At 69.6% G+C, this 13,435-nt stretch carries 9 protein-coding genes; 5 read left to right on the top strand and 4 right to left on the bottom strand.

Features of this window, described 5'->3' with window-relative positions; translation table 11 throughout:
• Both ACZ58N_RS32185 and ACZ58N_RS32180 read left to right on the top strand, forming a co-directional pair.
• On the top strand, positions 1-1,467 hold a 1,467-nt coding region (locus ACZ58N_RS32185; RefSeq protein ID WP_471167099.1), incomplete at its 5' end, for a PIN domain-containing protein.
• Positions 1,464-1,943: an ASCH domain-containing protein gene (locus tag ACZ58N_RS32180; protein WP_471167096.1), complete on the top strand. Its 480-nt coding sequence runs from the start codon at positions 1,464-1,466 to the stop codon at positions 1,941-1,943. The genes ACZ58N_RS32185 and ACZ58N_RS32180, both read left to right, overlap by 4 nt.
• Positions 1,944-2,070: 127 nt before the next feature.
• Here the strand turns inward: ACZ58N_RS32180 and ACZ58N_RS32175 are convergent, their stop codons facing one another.
• From ACZ58N_RS32175 to ACZ58N_RS32160, 4 genes are all read right to left on the bottom strand, one after another.
• A complete protein-coding gene (locus ACZ58N_RS32175) occupies positions 2,071-3,420 on the bottom strand; it encodes an AAA family ATPase (RefSeq protein ID WP_382540207.1) in 1,350 nt (449 codons plus the stop codon).
• A complete protein-coding gene (locus ACZ58N_RS32170; RefSeq protein ID WP_382540210.1) occupies positions 3,417-4,934 on the bottom strand; it encodes a hypothetical protein in 1,518 nt (505 codons plus the stop codon). The genes ACZ58N_RS32175 and ACZ58N_RS32170 overlap by 4 nt, the downstream gene beginning before the upstream one ends.
• Positions 4,931-5,905, bottom strand: coding sequence for a hypothetical protein (locus ACZ58N_RS32165; RefSeq protein WP_471167092.1), 975 nt, complete (start codon positions 5,903-5,905; stop codon positions 4,931-4,933). Before ACZ58N_RS32165 ends, ACZ58N_RS32170 begins: the two co-directional genes overlap by 4 nt.
• Positions 5,906-6,108: 203 nt before the next feature.
• Entirely contained in the window at positions 6,109-7,011 is a 903-nt protein-coding gene (locus ACZ58N_RS32160; RefSeq protein WP_471167090.1) for a hypothetical protein, read from the bottom strand.
• A gap of 342 nt (positions 7,012-7,353) precedes the next feature.
• Here ACZ58N_RS32160 and ACZ58N_RS32155 point away from each other — a divergent pair, with 342 nt between their 5' ends.
• Genes ACZ58N_RS32155 through ACZ58N_RS32145 form a run of 3 tightly spaced genes read left to right on the top strand, consistent with a single transcriptional unit; the run spans position 7,354 to position 13,419 of the window.
• Positions 7,354-8,775: a PD-(D/E)XK nuclease family protein gene (locus ACZ58N_RS32155; RefSeq protein WP_471167087.1), complete on the top strand. Its 1,422-nt coding sequence runs from the start codon at positions 7,354-7,356 to the stop codon at positions 8,773-8,775.
• A complete protein-coding gene (locus ACZ58N_RS32150) occupies positions 8,712-9,977 on the top strand; it encodes a pPIWI_RE_Y domain-containing protein (RefSeq protein ID WP_471167084.1) in 1,266 nt (421 codons plus the stop codon). The genes ACZ58N_RS32155 and ACZ58N_RS32150 overlap by 64 nt, the downstream gene beginning before the upstream one ends.
• A complete protein-coding gene (locus ACZ58N_RS32145) occupies positions 9,970-13,419 on the top strand; it encodes a pPIWI_RE_Z domain-containing protein (RefSeq protein ID WP_471167082.1) in 3,450 nt (1,149 codons plus the stop codon). The genes ACZ58N_RS32150 and ACZ58N_RS32145 overlap by 8 nt, the downstream gene beginning before the upstream one ends.
• Positions 13,420-13,435: the final 16 nt, after the last annotated feature.

The raw sequence follows: 13,435 nt of genomic DNA, 5'->3' as shown, positions 1-13,435 counted from the left end.
TGCACAACCTCGCCCTCGCCGGATAGGCAAGCGGCCCGCACCGCAGCCAACCACGTCCGAGGCGACTCGGAGATCAGTTACGGGACAGCCCTTAGGCTTCGTGTCCTGACGCCCGACGCCGCCGCAGTGGTCGCCCGCCAGCAGGAGCTGATCACGGCCGTGGGCAAGGAGCTGCCCGGTGTCACGCTCGATGGCGACCTGCGCGCTCGTCTGCGGTACGTGGCCGAGACCTCCTGTGCCGGCCTGCAGGTGTTGGTGACCCGAGAGCCCGAGTTTGTGCGATTGGCCGACATCGCCTGGGCCGTCGCACGCGTCAAGGTGGTCTCTCCGGCAGCGGTGACGCTTCAGGTGGACGAACTCCGCCAAGCCCAGGTGTACCGACCGGCCGATCTCATGGGCACGGCCTTCTCCGCTACGGAAGTCGAGCACGGTACTGAAGACGGGCTCGTCGCTTTCTTCGAGCGGGACGGCGACGGAGGGGCAGCGTTCGCGGAGCGCTTGAAGGGTCTTTCCCAAGGTGGGGTGCTGTGGCGCAGGGAACTGCTCCGGGACGGCGACGGACACCCTGTAGCCCTATACGTTTGGGCGTTGGACGGCCCTACCCTGACCGTTCCGATCCTTCGGACCGCGTCGCACCCGCTTGAGGAGACCATCGCCCGACAGTTGCTCTTCATGTTGAAGAGGATCGGCCGGGAGAGGGAGGCCCAAGTCGTACGGATCACCGATCCGTCCCTCTCCCGCGCGGCCATGGCTGCGGCGGGTGGAGACGGCTTCGTCGAGGACGAGAACGGCTTCACCGCGCTCCTCGTCGATGTGTGCGGGCCGGCGGAGGAAGTCTCAACGGCTGCGGGGCAGATCGCGGCTCGACTCGGTAGCGTGACGCCTCGTCTGGACACCCACGTGTCACCGGAGATCGCGAGCGTCGCCGAGAGGGTCTGGTGGCCGGCGAAGCTCGTCGACACGGCTCTGCCGTCCTTCATCGCTCCCGTCAAGCCGCGCTGGTCCACGGAGCTCTTCAACGTCCCGGCGATGCTCGTGCCGCGCGACGACGTGCTCGGCATCAGCCGTGAGCACGTCTACTACAGGTCCCCGGGTCATCGCGGAGAGAGCGTTCCCGCCCGGATCCTCTGGTATGTCAGCGAGGGGATCGCCGGGCAACAGGGCAAGATGGTGATCGGTTGCTCGCGGCTCGACGAGGTGGTCATCGGCGATCCGGACACCCTCTTCTCGCAATTCGAACACCTGGGCGTATATGGTCGTCCCGAAGTGCGTCGGACGGCCAGTGATGCGGGCAGGGTCATGGCGCTCAGGTTCTCGGACACGGAGCTGTTTCCCGTACAGGTGACGCATTCGCGATTGGCCGCGCTGGCGAAAGGGCTGGGGCTACGGTTGTCGCTGATGTCGCTGTCGAGGATCAGCGACGCGCTGTTCCAGGCCGTCTACGAAGAGGGGCACCGAAAGACGTGAACGATCCGGAGCGCGCGATGCTGCTGTCCGTCCACCCGCGGTTCGCGACGGCGATCCTGGCCGGAACGAAGACGGTGGAAGTGCGCCGTCAGCGCGTCGCCGCTCCTCCCGGGACGCCCGTACTCCTGTACGCGACCGCACCAACCATGGCCATCGTGGGCATGGCGCGGATCGCGTCGGTACAGGTGGCCACCCCTCGTGAAGTCTGGACGACCAGCCGTACCAGCACCGGCATCAGTCGGCGCGAGTACGACGAATATATGAGCGGAGCGACACGGGCCAGTGGTCTCTCGCTGGAGGAACCGGTCAGCTTCGAGGTGCCCGTCCCGCTGGCGTCCCTCCGAGCCACCGGCTCGTTCCATCCACCGCAGAGCTACAGGTATCTGACCGACGAGGACGTGCGAAAGCTGGCTGCGGCGATGCCATCCTCGGGTGTTGCCCTTCACAGAGCTCTGGGTGACCTGGCGTCTGTCTGAGTCGGGATCCTGCCCTGTATGCCGGGGCTGGAATGGTTCCCGGCCGGGCGCCAGCCTCATTCGTCAGCCACTCGCTTACAGCCTCTGGCTCCAGGTTCACAAACACTCGGCCAAGGGCTCCTATGGTTCATGGGCGTGGCAGGGCTTCGCCCTCCAGGTACTCCATGACCACCTGGTGTGCCCGCCAGCCGTCCGGGAACTTCGGCGGAACGTCGAGGTAGACCGGGCTGCTGCGGGGATGACGGTCCAGGAGATCAGTGATGCCGGCCCGCGCCACCACGATGCAGGCGAAGCGGTGGCGGGAGAGGAGGACGCACAGACGGCCGGTCTCGAGGTGGAAGGCGGAGGCGTCCTGGCGGCCGGAGAGCGGATGCCAGACCAAGGTGACGTCGAACTCACGCCCCTGGAGGCGGTTGGCGGTGTCCACCGTGATGTCCGTAAGGCCTCGTGCGTGCAGCCGCGTGCGAACCGAGTCAGCCTGGACGGTGCGGGCCGCACCGATGGCGATGCGAGACGCGGTGAGCGTTTCGCCGTTCACGAGAGCCCCGCGTGCCAGCAGTCGGGCCGCGGTGTCCGCGAGGGCGTCGGCGACCTCTGGGTCGTCATCGAGGGTGTGCTGGGCGGGGAGTTCCAGCAGGCCCCATCCGGACTCGGCCGCGCGGGCCAGTACAGCATCTGGCGGAGTCACCCCGTGCGGAGCGGTGCCGTAGGAGAGCACGCGGTCTCCTGCCCGACTCCCGGAGACGAACGGGTAGAACGGGTAGAACGCCTTCTCCACCAGGGGAGCTGCCATTTCCGGCAGCCGCCAGGAGACGGGGAGTTTGAGCCGCAACAGGTCGGGGTTGTGTGCCAGGGTGACGTCGACGGCGTTGCGGAGCGGGTCCCAGGTCAGGCCGTGCCAGCGGTCGGTGGCGACAGTGGCGAAGGGGTCCAGCTGGCCGGGGTCGCCGACGAAGAGGGCGCGCGATCCTTCGCCGCTGAACAAGGGCGCCGTCGCGAGCAGGGCGTCCGATCGCATTTGGTACGCCTCGTCCACGATGGCCCAGCGCCACGGTGGACACTTCTCAGGGGTCACGTACGACCACTTCTTGGCGGTCGAGACCACGACCGGTAGGTGGCGCAGGTCGCCTGCATCGTTGCTGCCGCGCACGCTGCCGTGCCGGCGTACTCGTTCGGGCAGGGCGAACCCGCTCGCATGCAGGCGACCGATGGGGACATCGGGATACTCCCGGGCGATGTTGTCGACCAGGTCGTCAACTTGCTCGTTGGTTTGCGCGACGATCATGACCTGATGGCCGGCCGACGTCAGGTGGCCAGTGGCCCGCTTCACCAGCGTGGACTTTCCGGCGCCGGGCGGCGAGTCCACCACGATTCCCCGCCCGGCGGTGGAATCGAGGCCGGACAGCACTTCGGCGACCGCCCGGTCGGCGAGCGCGCCGGGCGACACGTCGTTGCCGTCCTCCGGGGTGGCAGTCATTCCCAAACCTCTTCCGCGTCCTCGTCGGTGGGTTCGTACGGCTGCGGTGGGCCGCCGTGGGTCCAGGGAGTGTCCTCTTCGGCCGGGAGCGAAGACGGCATGCTCCTCGGGTCGATCGAGGTGAAGGTGACCGTCTCTCCCAGGTCGGCCAAGGTCCCTTCAGGTGCTGGGGGCTTGCGCTTGTTGTCGAAGCCGCCGTTCAACTGGATCAGGACAGTGACTCCGGCTCCGGCTCCGTGGGTAATCACCTCAAGGATCTCGGCCTTCTGTCCGGGCCTGGCCGGGCACTTGACCGACGTCCCGGCCGCCATGGACACTGGGAGGTCACAGTGCAGGGTGATGGTCGGGCGCCACAGCGGAGATCCGGGCCGTTTCCCCGGGACGGTCCGCCCCTCGTCCCGAGCGGTGACGAGGCCCGTGAACGCATCTCCCGTCAGCTCGTACTCCGCCATCACCAGCGGATCGTCGTACGCGCGCTCGGCGTCGTACCGTGCCTGGGCCTCCTCCATACGGGCGAGGCGTCGGGCCGCCCCCACCGCGTGGTCGCGGCGGGCTTGGGGTCGGCCGTCGTCGTTCAGATAGGCGGCGTACTCGCCGAACAGCTGTCGGTCGAAGGCTCGTCGGCGGGCGACGTGCTCCCCCGCAGGGAGCTCTCGCAGCCGGCTGATTCCCTGCCACATCAGCTGCCACGTCGGCAGCATCTGGGCCCGGAGTTCATGGTCGATGGTGCGGGCGGCGGCGTCCTGCCCCCGCTGCCCTGGCGCGCTGTCGTACTTCGCGATCAGCTCGTCGAGCGTGCGATCGAAGACCGGGTCGGTCGCCGGGCCCGCGGGCGGCCACGTCGCGGGATCCTCGCGCTCCCGGGCGGTCTCGGCACCGGTGCGTCCGGCGGGCGGATCGATCCAGCCGAGCAGGGAAGCCAGGTGCGCGTCCTGGGCGGGGCTCTGCCCGGTGGCCCAGTGGGCGGAGAGGGACCGCGTCATGGCCTGGAGCAGGCCTGAGTCCGGGAACTCGGCCCGGTCGGCGAACCAGGTCAGCCACTTGCCGAGCAGGGGGACGGACAGGGAGACCGAGTGTGGACCGTCCGTCGCGCGCAGTCGGGTCAGGCGGCCGAGCAGCCGGACGTACGAGATCCCCCCGGTGTTCGGGACGAGCAACTGGGGTGCGCGCAGGGGCCGTTCCCGCTCCTCCTTGTCCTTCCCGCGCCCGACCGTGTACGGCTCCTTCGGTGCCGCGCGGCACTCCTCGATGTAGGGCAGGAGGAGGTCCCCGAGCCTCTCGACGAAGCCGAATCGGTCAACCTGGTCATGGGGGTGGCGGACCGTCAGGAGCGCCGGGTGGTCGGGATCCGTGCCGGCGAGTGCGGCCAGCGGGGCGCAGGCCTCGCCAGCGAGGGTGAGGGGGACGAGAACGAAGGGGGCGTCGTCCAGGTGCACGTGACGCACGGTCGTTAGCCGCTCGGCGTCTCCGGACTCGGAGGCCCGGAGGGCAGCCACCGTGGCGATGGCGTTCATGGGGTCGCACCTCCCCGCAGCCGGCGGAGATGTTCGGCGGCCCGCAGCCTGTTGATGACCGCTTCCTCGGCGGAGCCCGGGGCGCTGGTGCCGTCGAGGCAGCGGAGGGCGGTTCGGGTGGAGTCGATGCCGGGCAGGCTGCTGCGCACCATTGTGCCAAGTCGCGCGGGGGAGGCGCAGGCCGTGGCCTCGTCCCGGCAGTACCGGGACATCTCGCAGAACGAGAGGCAGTCGGGGGTGAAGCTGGCCTCCAACTCGCGCATCGTGGCGTCGATCTCGGCCTCCGGCCGTTCGGTGTCGAGGGTCGCGGAAAGCGAGAGGGTGTGCGCCAGATCGTCGGCCCTGCGCAGACGGGACAGCTGGAACCGCAGGGCATCGAGTTCCTGGCGGAGGTCGATCAGCTTTCCGTAGGGACGGTTGGAGAAGTCCTTCGGGCAGATGAGAAGGAACTCGTGGGCGATCACCGAGGGATCGAGGCCGAGTTCGGTCAAGGTCTGCCGCAGGGCGAGCACGGAAACCGCGGCCTGTTTCGTGGTCTGGGCGACCGCCGACGGGTTCGCCTGGCCGTCGATGGCCGCGAAGGAGCGGATCTCCACTACGTAGAATTGTCCGCCCGTACGGTGGCTGAGGGCCTGCGGTATGACGTGGGCGGTCTGGCCGGCGACTTCCAAGGTCAGGACGGGTCGGTCCAGGATCAGCCGCTCGTCGACTCCCGAGGCCAGTCGGGTCAGAAACCGCCGGGTCTCGCCCGCTCGCACGGCGAGCGAAGTCTCGCCGCCCACCTCGGACAGGTCCGCCACCGCGGCTTCCTCGACGGGGGCGTCGAGCTGTTCCCGGAGCAGACGGATGAGCTCTGCATATCCGCCCCACTTCACCAGGGCCTCAAAGCTCTGCTCGCGCCGAATCGCGAAGGGGGACCGGCCGAAACGCGGCTCATGACCCAGGCGTTGGGCAAGAAGGGCCTTGTCCACGCCCGCTGCGTCGAGTACGGCGCGGCGGGCGCAGGCAGGGTTGGCCGTGAGGGCAGTGATCTTGCGTGCCGTGTACTCCTGTGGAGGACGCGGTCCACGGAGGACGGCGAGCCTTCCCGGGGAGGGGGCAGAGGGGTGCTGCGGAGGCATCTTCTCTTCTTACGCGTAATTCTGTGGCGGCACCGGAGGAATCCGGCAGTCGGTCAGGCGGTGAAGCCGGCCGAACCGCGCAGGGCGTCGTGCATGGGCGGGGCCCCGAAGAGCTGCTGCAGGTCGGCGAGTTGGCCACGAGCGCGGTTGGCGGCCGCACGGCGCAATGAATCGTCCGCCTCCTGGTGCACTGCGGCCTCCGTGCGTGCCGCGGAGATCACGCGCTCGGGGTCGATCTGCTCGTCGTCGTACGCGCCGGGGATGTTGAGCGCGAAACGGCGCAGCAGTTGGTGGGCAGCATCGGACGCGGGATAGCCGGCGGCGTCGAGTCGCAGGACCTGCTCGGCGGTGCCGATGGCATGGATCAGGAAGTCGGTGCGCGGACTCAGCGGACCGACTATGCGCCGTTCCAGGGGCCAGACGGACACGGCGAGGAGACCGCGGGCGGGGGTGAGTCGGTCGTGGGCGAGGGTAGCGCAGATGTAATACGGGCGCGCGTAGCCCTGTGCGCTGAAGGACCTCTCCTCGTCGCGGCGGAGCGAAGCGAGTTTCGTCGCGATCAGCGGTTCGGTGAAGAACGCCTCGTACACGGACGAGATCAGCTTCGGCGGCGCGGGAGCGCCGAGCAGGGTGAGTGCCTGGTGCACCTGCTCGCGGACCGGGACGGCGCCGTGGGTGGGCTGTCTTCCGTGGGCCTGAGGTCGGAAGCGGGATGCGGTCCCAGCGGTGGGGGTGGGTGCCGGGGTTCCGCTGGGCGGCGGCGAGGGTGAAGAGACAGGTGGAGCTGCCCCCTCCCCCTCCTCGGCGTCCAAGGCCTGCTCCCACGCGACTTCCGCCTCGCGGAGCTCGGTGCGGATGCGAGCGGTGGCCACGTTGTCGCGGGCCCGTCTGGCCTCTCGCAGGAGGGCGCGAAGGCGCGACAGGCGTTCCTCGAGATCCTCCAGCGATGCGGTCATGGGCGCACTCTACCGCCGATCCCTTCCATTTCCAAACTTCTCCAAGGAGTTCCAAAGTTGTGCGCTACGCTCGGCGACACGGCCTCGGGGTTAGCGACGGCCGGTGGATCTCCGTGCTTCGACCAGGAGGGGAAAGCCGTGACCGACGACGTGCCGTGGCGTGCGCCGCAATGGATGACGGGGAACGAGGGTCCGGTCAGGATCGGGCCGGGCACCGGCGGGGGAACGGACGAGGCGCACGGCTGCCCGTCCCGCGATGCGGCGAAGGCCCGGCCGGGCCTTCGGGCAAGGGTGCCGTCGCAGCTTCCCCGGGAGGAGCACGAGACCTTCACGCTCGGTCCTGTGTGTGCGGTGCTGGACCGGATCGAGTTCAGCGGCTCCACGGTGGAGGAGGCGCTGGACGCGCTGTCCGGCCACCAGCCCGCCCTGCACGAGGGACACCGGATCTACGTGGAGCACGCGGTGCGGCAGTACACGAGCCGGGGTCCGGACCCCTTCGTTCCCGTCCGGCCGTACTGGGCGGTGCACAAGGACAACGGTCGGCGCTGGGAGCTCTACGCATGGTGGCGCCGCTACCAGTCGGCCGACGGCACAGTGCGCGAGTACCGGAGGCTCAGGCACGGGGACGCACGCACATCGAGCCGGGGCGAGATCGCGGTCGCCGCGTACACCGCGGCGTTCGGGGCCGATGCGGCGTGGCCGCGTCGCTGGAACGAAGAGTTCGCGATTCAGGGGCCTCCAGGGCGCGTCGCGAGAATCAGGATCATTGAGGTCGGCCTGGGCGACGGATCACGGACCGTTCAGTTCGACGGAACGGCGGAGGAGGCCAAGGCGTACTACGAGGCCCACGGTGACGCCCACGTGAGGAGCGTGGTCAGGGGCGGACCAGAGCGCCCCGGGGCCGCCTGCTTCGATTGCAAGCAGTTCACCGGGTGCGGCGCCGTGTCCCGATCTCCGGGGGTTTTGGCCCTGCCCTCCAGTAGGTTGCCGCTGCGCAAGGTGTCCATCAGCGACCTCAGGTACCACGCCGCCTGCCCGGCGCAATCACTGCTGCGCTCCCTGCACCTGCCGAAGGCCGACGAGTACGGCGACGCGGCCAAGCTCGGTCAGGCCGTGCACGGCTGGATCGAGGCGCTGCACCGCCGCACGGGCCCGGTCCCCTGTACGCGCGACGACATGCCCCCGTACGGGGAGAACTGGACCGCCGGCCGGTGGAGGGTGCCGGACGAGGAAGCGGAGACGGGTCGCCGCATGCTCCTGCAGCACGTGGACTCGTGCCCGTTCCAGCTTCCCGAGGCCATCGAGCGGGTCGAGTGCGAACCGACCCGGGTGTTCCACGACACGGCGGCCCAGGCCCTGGTAGTGGTCAAGCCCGACCTGCTCTACCAGGAGGACGGCTCCTGGATCTGGCGGGAACTGAAGACGACCCGCACCCCGCACCGCATCGGCAAGGACCTCCTGGACGTGTATCCGCAGCTCGCGCTGGCCGTCGTCCTGCTCGCCCGGGCGGAGCTGGGCGGCGACCCCTCCGGATCGAGGGTTGAGTTGGAGGTCCTCCGTCCCGACGGATCCGACCCCCACGTGATCGACCCGATGGACGCGGAACGCCTGGCCAAGGCGGGAGCCGTTCTCCGCCGGTACGCCGACCCCTGGCGCTCGGACCGCGCGTGGGAGGCGAGGCCGGGCGGGCACTGTCGCCAATGTCCGGTCTCGCGATGGTGCCCGAGCGCTCAGACCCCGGCCGACACGGAGGAAGCGGCATGAGCACCCAGACCACACGGAGCGCCGAGGTCGTCCGATCCGCCCCGCCGCCCCGACCCGTCGTGGGTTCGGACGAATCTCTGCTCCGGGAGGTCGCCAGTGCCTTGGTCCGTCTCTCCCGGCAGCGCGGCGTGCCCCACCCGGTCTATCCAGCCAAAGTTCAGAACGCGTACAACCGACTGGTCCTGCACTGCCTGCGGAGCGGAGTCGAACCGCCCGACAGCGTCCCCGGGATGGTGAGCTGGGCCTGCGAACGACCGCTAAGGCAATGGCCGCTGAAGCTGCCTCCCGAAGCGCGTGGGGCCGCCGGTACGCTCGTGGATCCCCAGACGAGGCTGCCGCACCAACTCTGCTTCGAATGGGAGGTCGACGCGGCGGACCCCGCCGCCGAGATCTTCGAGAACCAGCGCATGCTGGAGGCCCTCACCGTGTGCCGGGCCGCAGGCGCGCCTGCGGCATATACCGCCTTCCGGTCCCTGCTGATCTCCCGGCCCGTGCTCACCGGAGCGGAGCTCGCGCTGCTCGGTGGGGACCCGCAGTGCGGACTTCTGCTCCACCACGTCATCAGGCAGTGCTACGAACCCGTGTCCGTCACGTATCGGAGCGACGGCGGCTACCGGCAGTGCGGGCGCTGTCGCTGCCTGATGGTGCCGCTGCCGGGTGGCGGTCACCGCTGTGAGCTGGACCGCTGCCGCCGTGACGCCACGGCCGCCACCGCGGTCCCGGTACGCCCCGACCGCAGCGGGCTGTACCAGCTCAGTCGCCCGCTGCGGATGTTCGTCACCAGCCCGGGCCTGGCCGAGCACGACATCGGGGCGGCCCTCAAAAGACGCTTCGGCATCGACCCTGAGATGTGGCCCCAGTTCGACGCGTACGACCTGCGCGTCCCGATGCCCGGTGGCCGGTACTGGGCCGTGGACGTCAAGGACCGGGTCAACCCCGTCCTGCTCGCTCGCACGCTCACCCCGTTCCGGGCCGAACCGCCCTTCGACCGCGCCTTCCTGGTCGTGCCCCGCTACCGGTTCCGCGAGAACGAGGCGTACGGACGACAGTTCCGCCGGAACCTTCCCGACGAGCTCACGGGGCGCATCACCCTGCTCGACGACCGGACCTTCCTGCGTCTCGTGGCCGAGCAGATCGCCGGGCGGGTCGCCGGCCTGACGGAAGTCGCATCCCCCCGCTCCGAAGGAGACCACCATGCGTGATCGCAGCGGCTGGCACCGTCGTTGCTCGCCCCGCCAACTCACCGACGTATGGCCGGACGGTCTCGGGGCGTTCCGGGCCGCCGATCTCCTCGACGTTGAGCTGGGTCTGTACCTGCTGCAGAGCGTGGCGCCCACGCGCGCCGCGATCGATGTGTGGCCACTGCTCGGCGGATACCCCTACAGCGAGGCGTTCGGGGACGTGCGCTCCGACGAACAGCGGCTGCGCATTCTGCGCGCGCGCCACCACCTGTGGGTCCTCAGACGCGGACACGCCTGGACAGAGGCGCTGGAGGCGTACCTGCGCGTGCCGCAGCAGCTGCGCGGATACGACCTGGCGGGCGTCGATGCGGTGCCGCACCGACGCGTACCGGCCCGGGCGACGCGCCGATTCGAGGTGTTCGAGAAACTGCTCAATTCCGGCCCCGAGTTCGCGACCCGCCGCCTCCCGCTCGCCGAGGCGGGCGAGCACACCTTCCGGGCCCAGGACCGGATCCACTCGGTCCGGATCACCGACGACCTGCTGCCCGGCGCCCTGCCCAGGTCGCACGCCCTCGACGCGCTGCCCGCCGGGCGCGGGGAACCCATCGACGTCACCTGGAGGGAACTCGAGACGGCCGCCGAAACCATGGACGGGGCCGAGGAGGCCGCCGACGGTCCCCGAAGCGGATGGTGCGATCGACTGAGCCGTGTCCGGCTTCTCGTCCGGGACGAGGCCCTCGGCCGCTTCACCCGGGGCGAACGCTTGAGGATCGACCAGCTGCTCCACATGGTCGGCATGGTCGGTGCGGGCAAATCGACACTTCGCGACATCCTCACCTTCCACCTGGTCACCTACATGTCGCGCCGCGTCACCCTGGTGGTCGGCGACGTGGCCGAAGCCCTGGCCGTCGTGGAGCTGTTCAACCGGCTGGGGGTACCGGCCGCACCCGTCCTCGGCCACTCCACGCGAGAACGGAACATCGGACGGCTGCACCGCCGTTCCGCGGTGGCGGGCGCCGACACCATGTTGGGGCACGACCACTCCGGCTTCGCGTACCTGAGCAGCGCCTGCCCCGTGGACGTGCTGCGCGGCATGGAGGCACGCAGGCCCCTCGGCATCAGGGAAGCCCCGTGCCTCGGGCTGTACCCGGCCGTGGACCAGGAAGAGACCCCTGATGATCCGCTGTTGGAAGCGGAGAGCCCAGCAGTCCGGAGGCCGCGCACCAAGCCCCAGAGGCGACTGTGCCCGTTGTGGAACCGCTGCCCGAGACACCGTGGCGCCCGGGACCTCGTCGACGCCCGCGTATGGGTCGCGACCCCCGCCGGGCTGGTCCACAGTGCTGTTCCCCAGCACCAGCACGACGAGCAGATCCGCTACTTGGAACTCGCCTGCCGACTCAGCGACCTCATCATCGTCGACGAAGCGGACCGCGTGCAGATGCAGCTCGACACGGTGTTCGCCCCGGCAACCACCCTCGTCGGCACCTATCCGAACTCCTGGTTCGACGAGGTCGCCGTGCACAAGTTCCAGCAGATGGCCCGAGACGGCCGCCTCCAGCTGTCCGAGCGCGACGTCGACGACTGGACGAACGCCGTAAACACCGTGAGTGCCGCAACCGACCGGCTCTACTCCCTCTTGGTCAAGGACGGAGAACTACGGCAATGGATCAGTGTGGACTACTTCAGCGCGTTCACCCTGCACAACCTGCTGATCGACAGCTGGTTCCCGGGCCGGGACGCCGGTGACCAGCCGCCGCCCGCAGCACGGCTGCTGGACGAGGCGTTGCTCCGTTTCCGGGACGACCCCCTGCACGAACACGAGATCACCGGCGACGACGACCAGGTGACCTCCCTGGTCAACACCTTCGTCCACCTGACCCTCGAACTGCTCCACGCTCCCCAGGGGGCCCGCACCCGCGAACGGCTCCGATCCACCCTCACCTCCGTGGTGGGTCACGACTCCGGAGTCCTCGACCGGATCGACGTACAGGCCCGGCGCTTCGAGTTCACCTTGCTCCTCGCCGCGCTCCACAGCCGACTCGACTTCATGACCATCCTTTGGCCGCGGGTCGAGGCCGCACTCCACCTGGAGAACGCCTCGAACGTCCTCTCCCGCAGGCCTCCCAAGGACTACGAGGCGGTCATCCCCGAATCGCCGATGGGTAACGTCCTCGGCTTCCAGTTCCGTCTCACGGACCCGGAGCGTGACGGCGACCGCAGCGGTGAGCTGCGCTTCTTCCACTGCAACGGGGTGGGACGCGAACTCCTCATGCGGATGGGCGACCTGTGCCGGGTGGACGGCCGACCCGCCCCCCACGTACTGCTCATGTCCGCGACCAGCTGGGCCGGCACCTCCAGCCGGTACCACCTGCACGCCGAGGTGGGGGCCGTGCTCCGACCGCGCGACGAGGATGTCGAGGCCGTCCTCGGCACCGAGTTCCGCAAGGAATTCCTCCACTGGCCGGGGAGCGCAGGGCCGCGGCCCTTGCGGCTGTCGGGCTGTCGTCCGCAGGAGCGGCCCCAGGCGCTCGTCGAGATGCTCCGGCAGCTCGCGGTCCCGGACCGCAGCCTGCCCGGCGCGTCGAGCATGCTCGATACCGAGCTGGACGAGATCCCCGACCAGGACCGACGGCGCATCCTGCTGCTCGTCGGCAGCTACGACGAAGCGCGGCGCGCGGCCGAGTACCTCAACGGCGTGCCCGAGTGGAACGGCCGGGTCGTCCAGCTGGTGTCGGACGACGCGGACGTCGATACCGCTTGGGCCCGGCTGCCGGAGGACCCCGCTGTGCGCACCCTGACCCGAGGTGACGTGCGGTCCTTCGCGAAGGTGGGCGGTGAGCTCCTGGTCGCGCCTCTGCTCGCGGTCGAACGAGGGCACAACATCGTGCTGAGCACGGGCAAGGCGGCCATCGGCAGCGTCTACTTCCTGGCCCGCCCCCACCCCCGGCCCGACGACATCGCCCTCGCCATCCAGTCGATCAACGACTGGGCGGTACGCCAGCTCCGCGACACTGGCAGGGTCTTCACGCAGGCGACGCTCGCGGCGGCGACACCGCACCAGGCCGCCATCGGCTTCCGTAGTCGCGCCCGCCGCCAGTGGAACCGGTACCTGACCCGCCGACTGGCCTGGTCCAGCCTCCGGGACGAGGAGAAGGTCGCCTTCACCTGGGACCAGCTGGTCGTGATGTGGCAGGTGATCGGCCGTCTCGTACGCGGTGGAGTACCCGCCAGGGTGGCCTTCGTGGACGCTGCCTTCTCACCGCGCGAGGCAGGATTCGAGGCCGTCGACACCCCGGACACCAGCCTGCTGGCGAGCATGCGCGCCGTACTGGCCCCCTACTTCGACGAGTCCGACGTCGTAGTTCACGGCGCCGAGGCCCCGCCGGAACCCACCCCGATCGACAAGTCGCTCGTCCGTGAACTCTACGAGCCGCTCTATCGAGCCCTCGTCGGCATGGGCTGAGGCCGCGCTGCCTGCC

It is taken from the genome of Streptomyces sp. NPDC040432, assembly GCF_055595445.1.
Note: the sequence above shows the minus strand (reverse complement) of the source record. Positions and strands in the feature narration are given on the sequence as shown.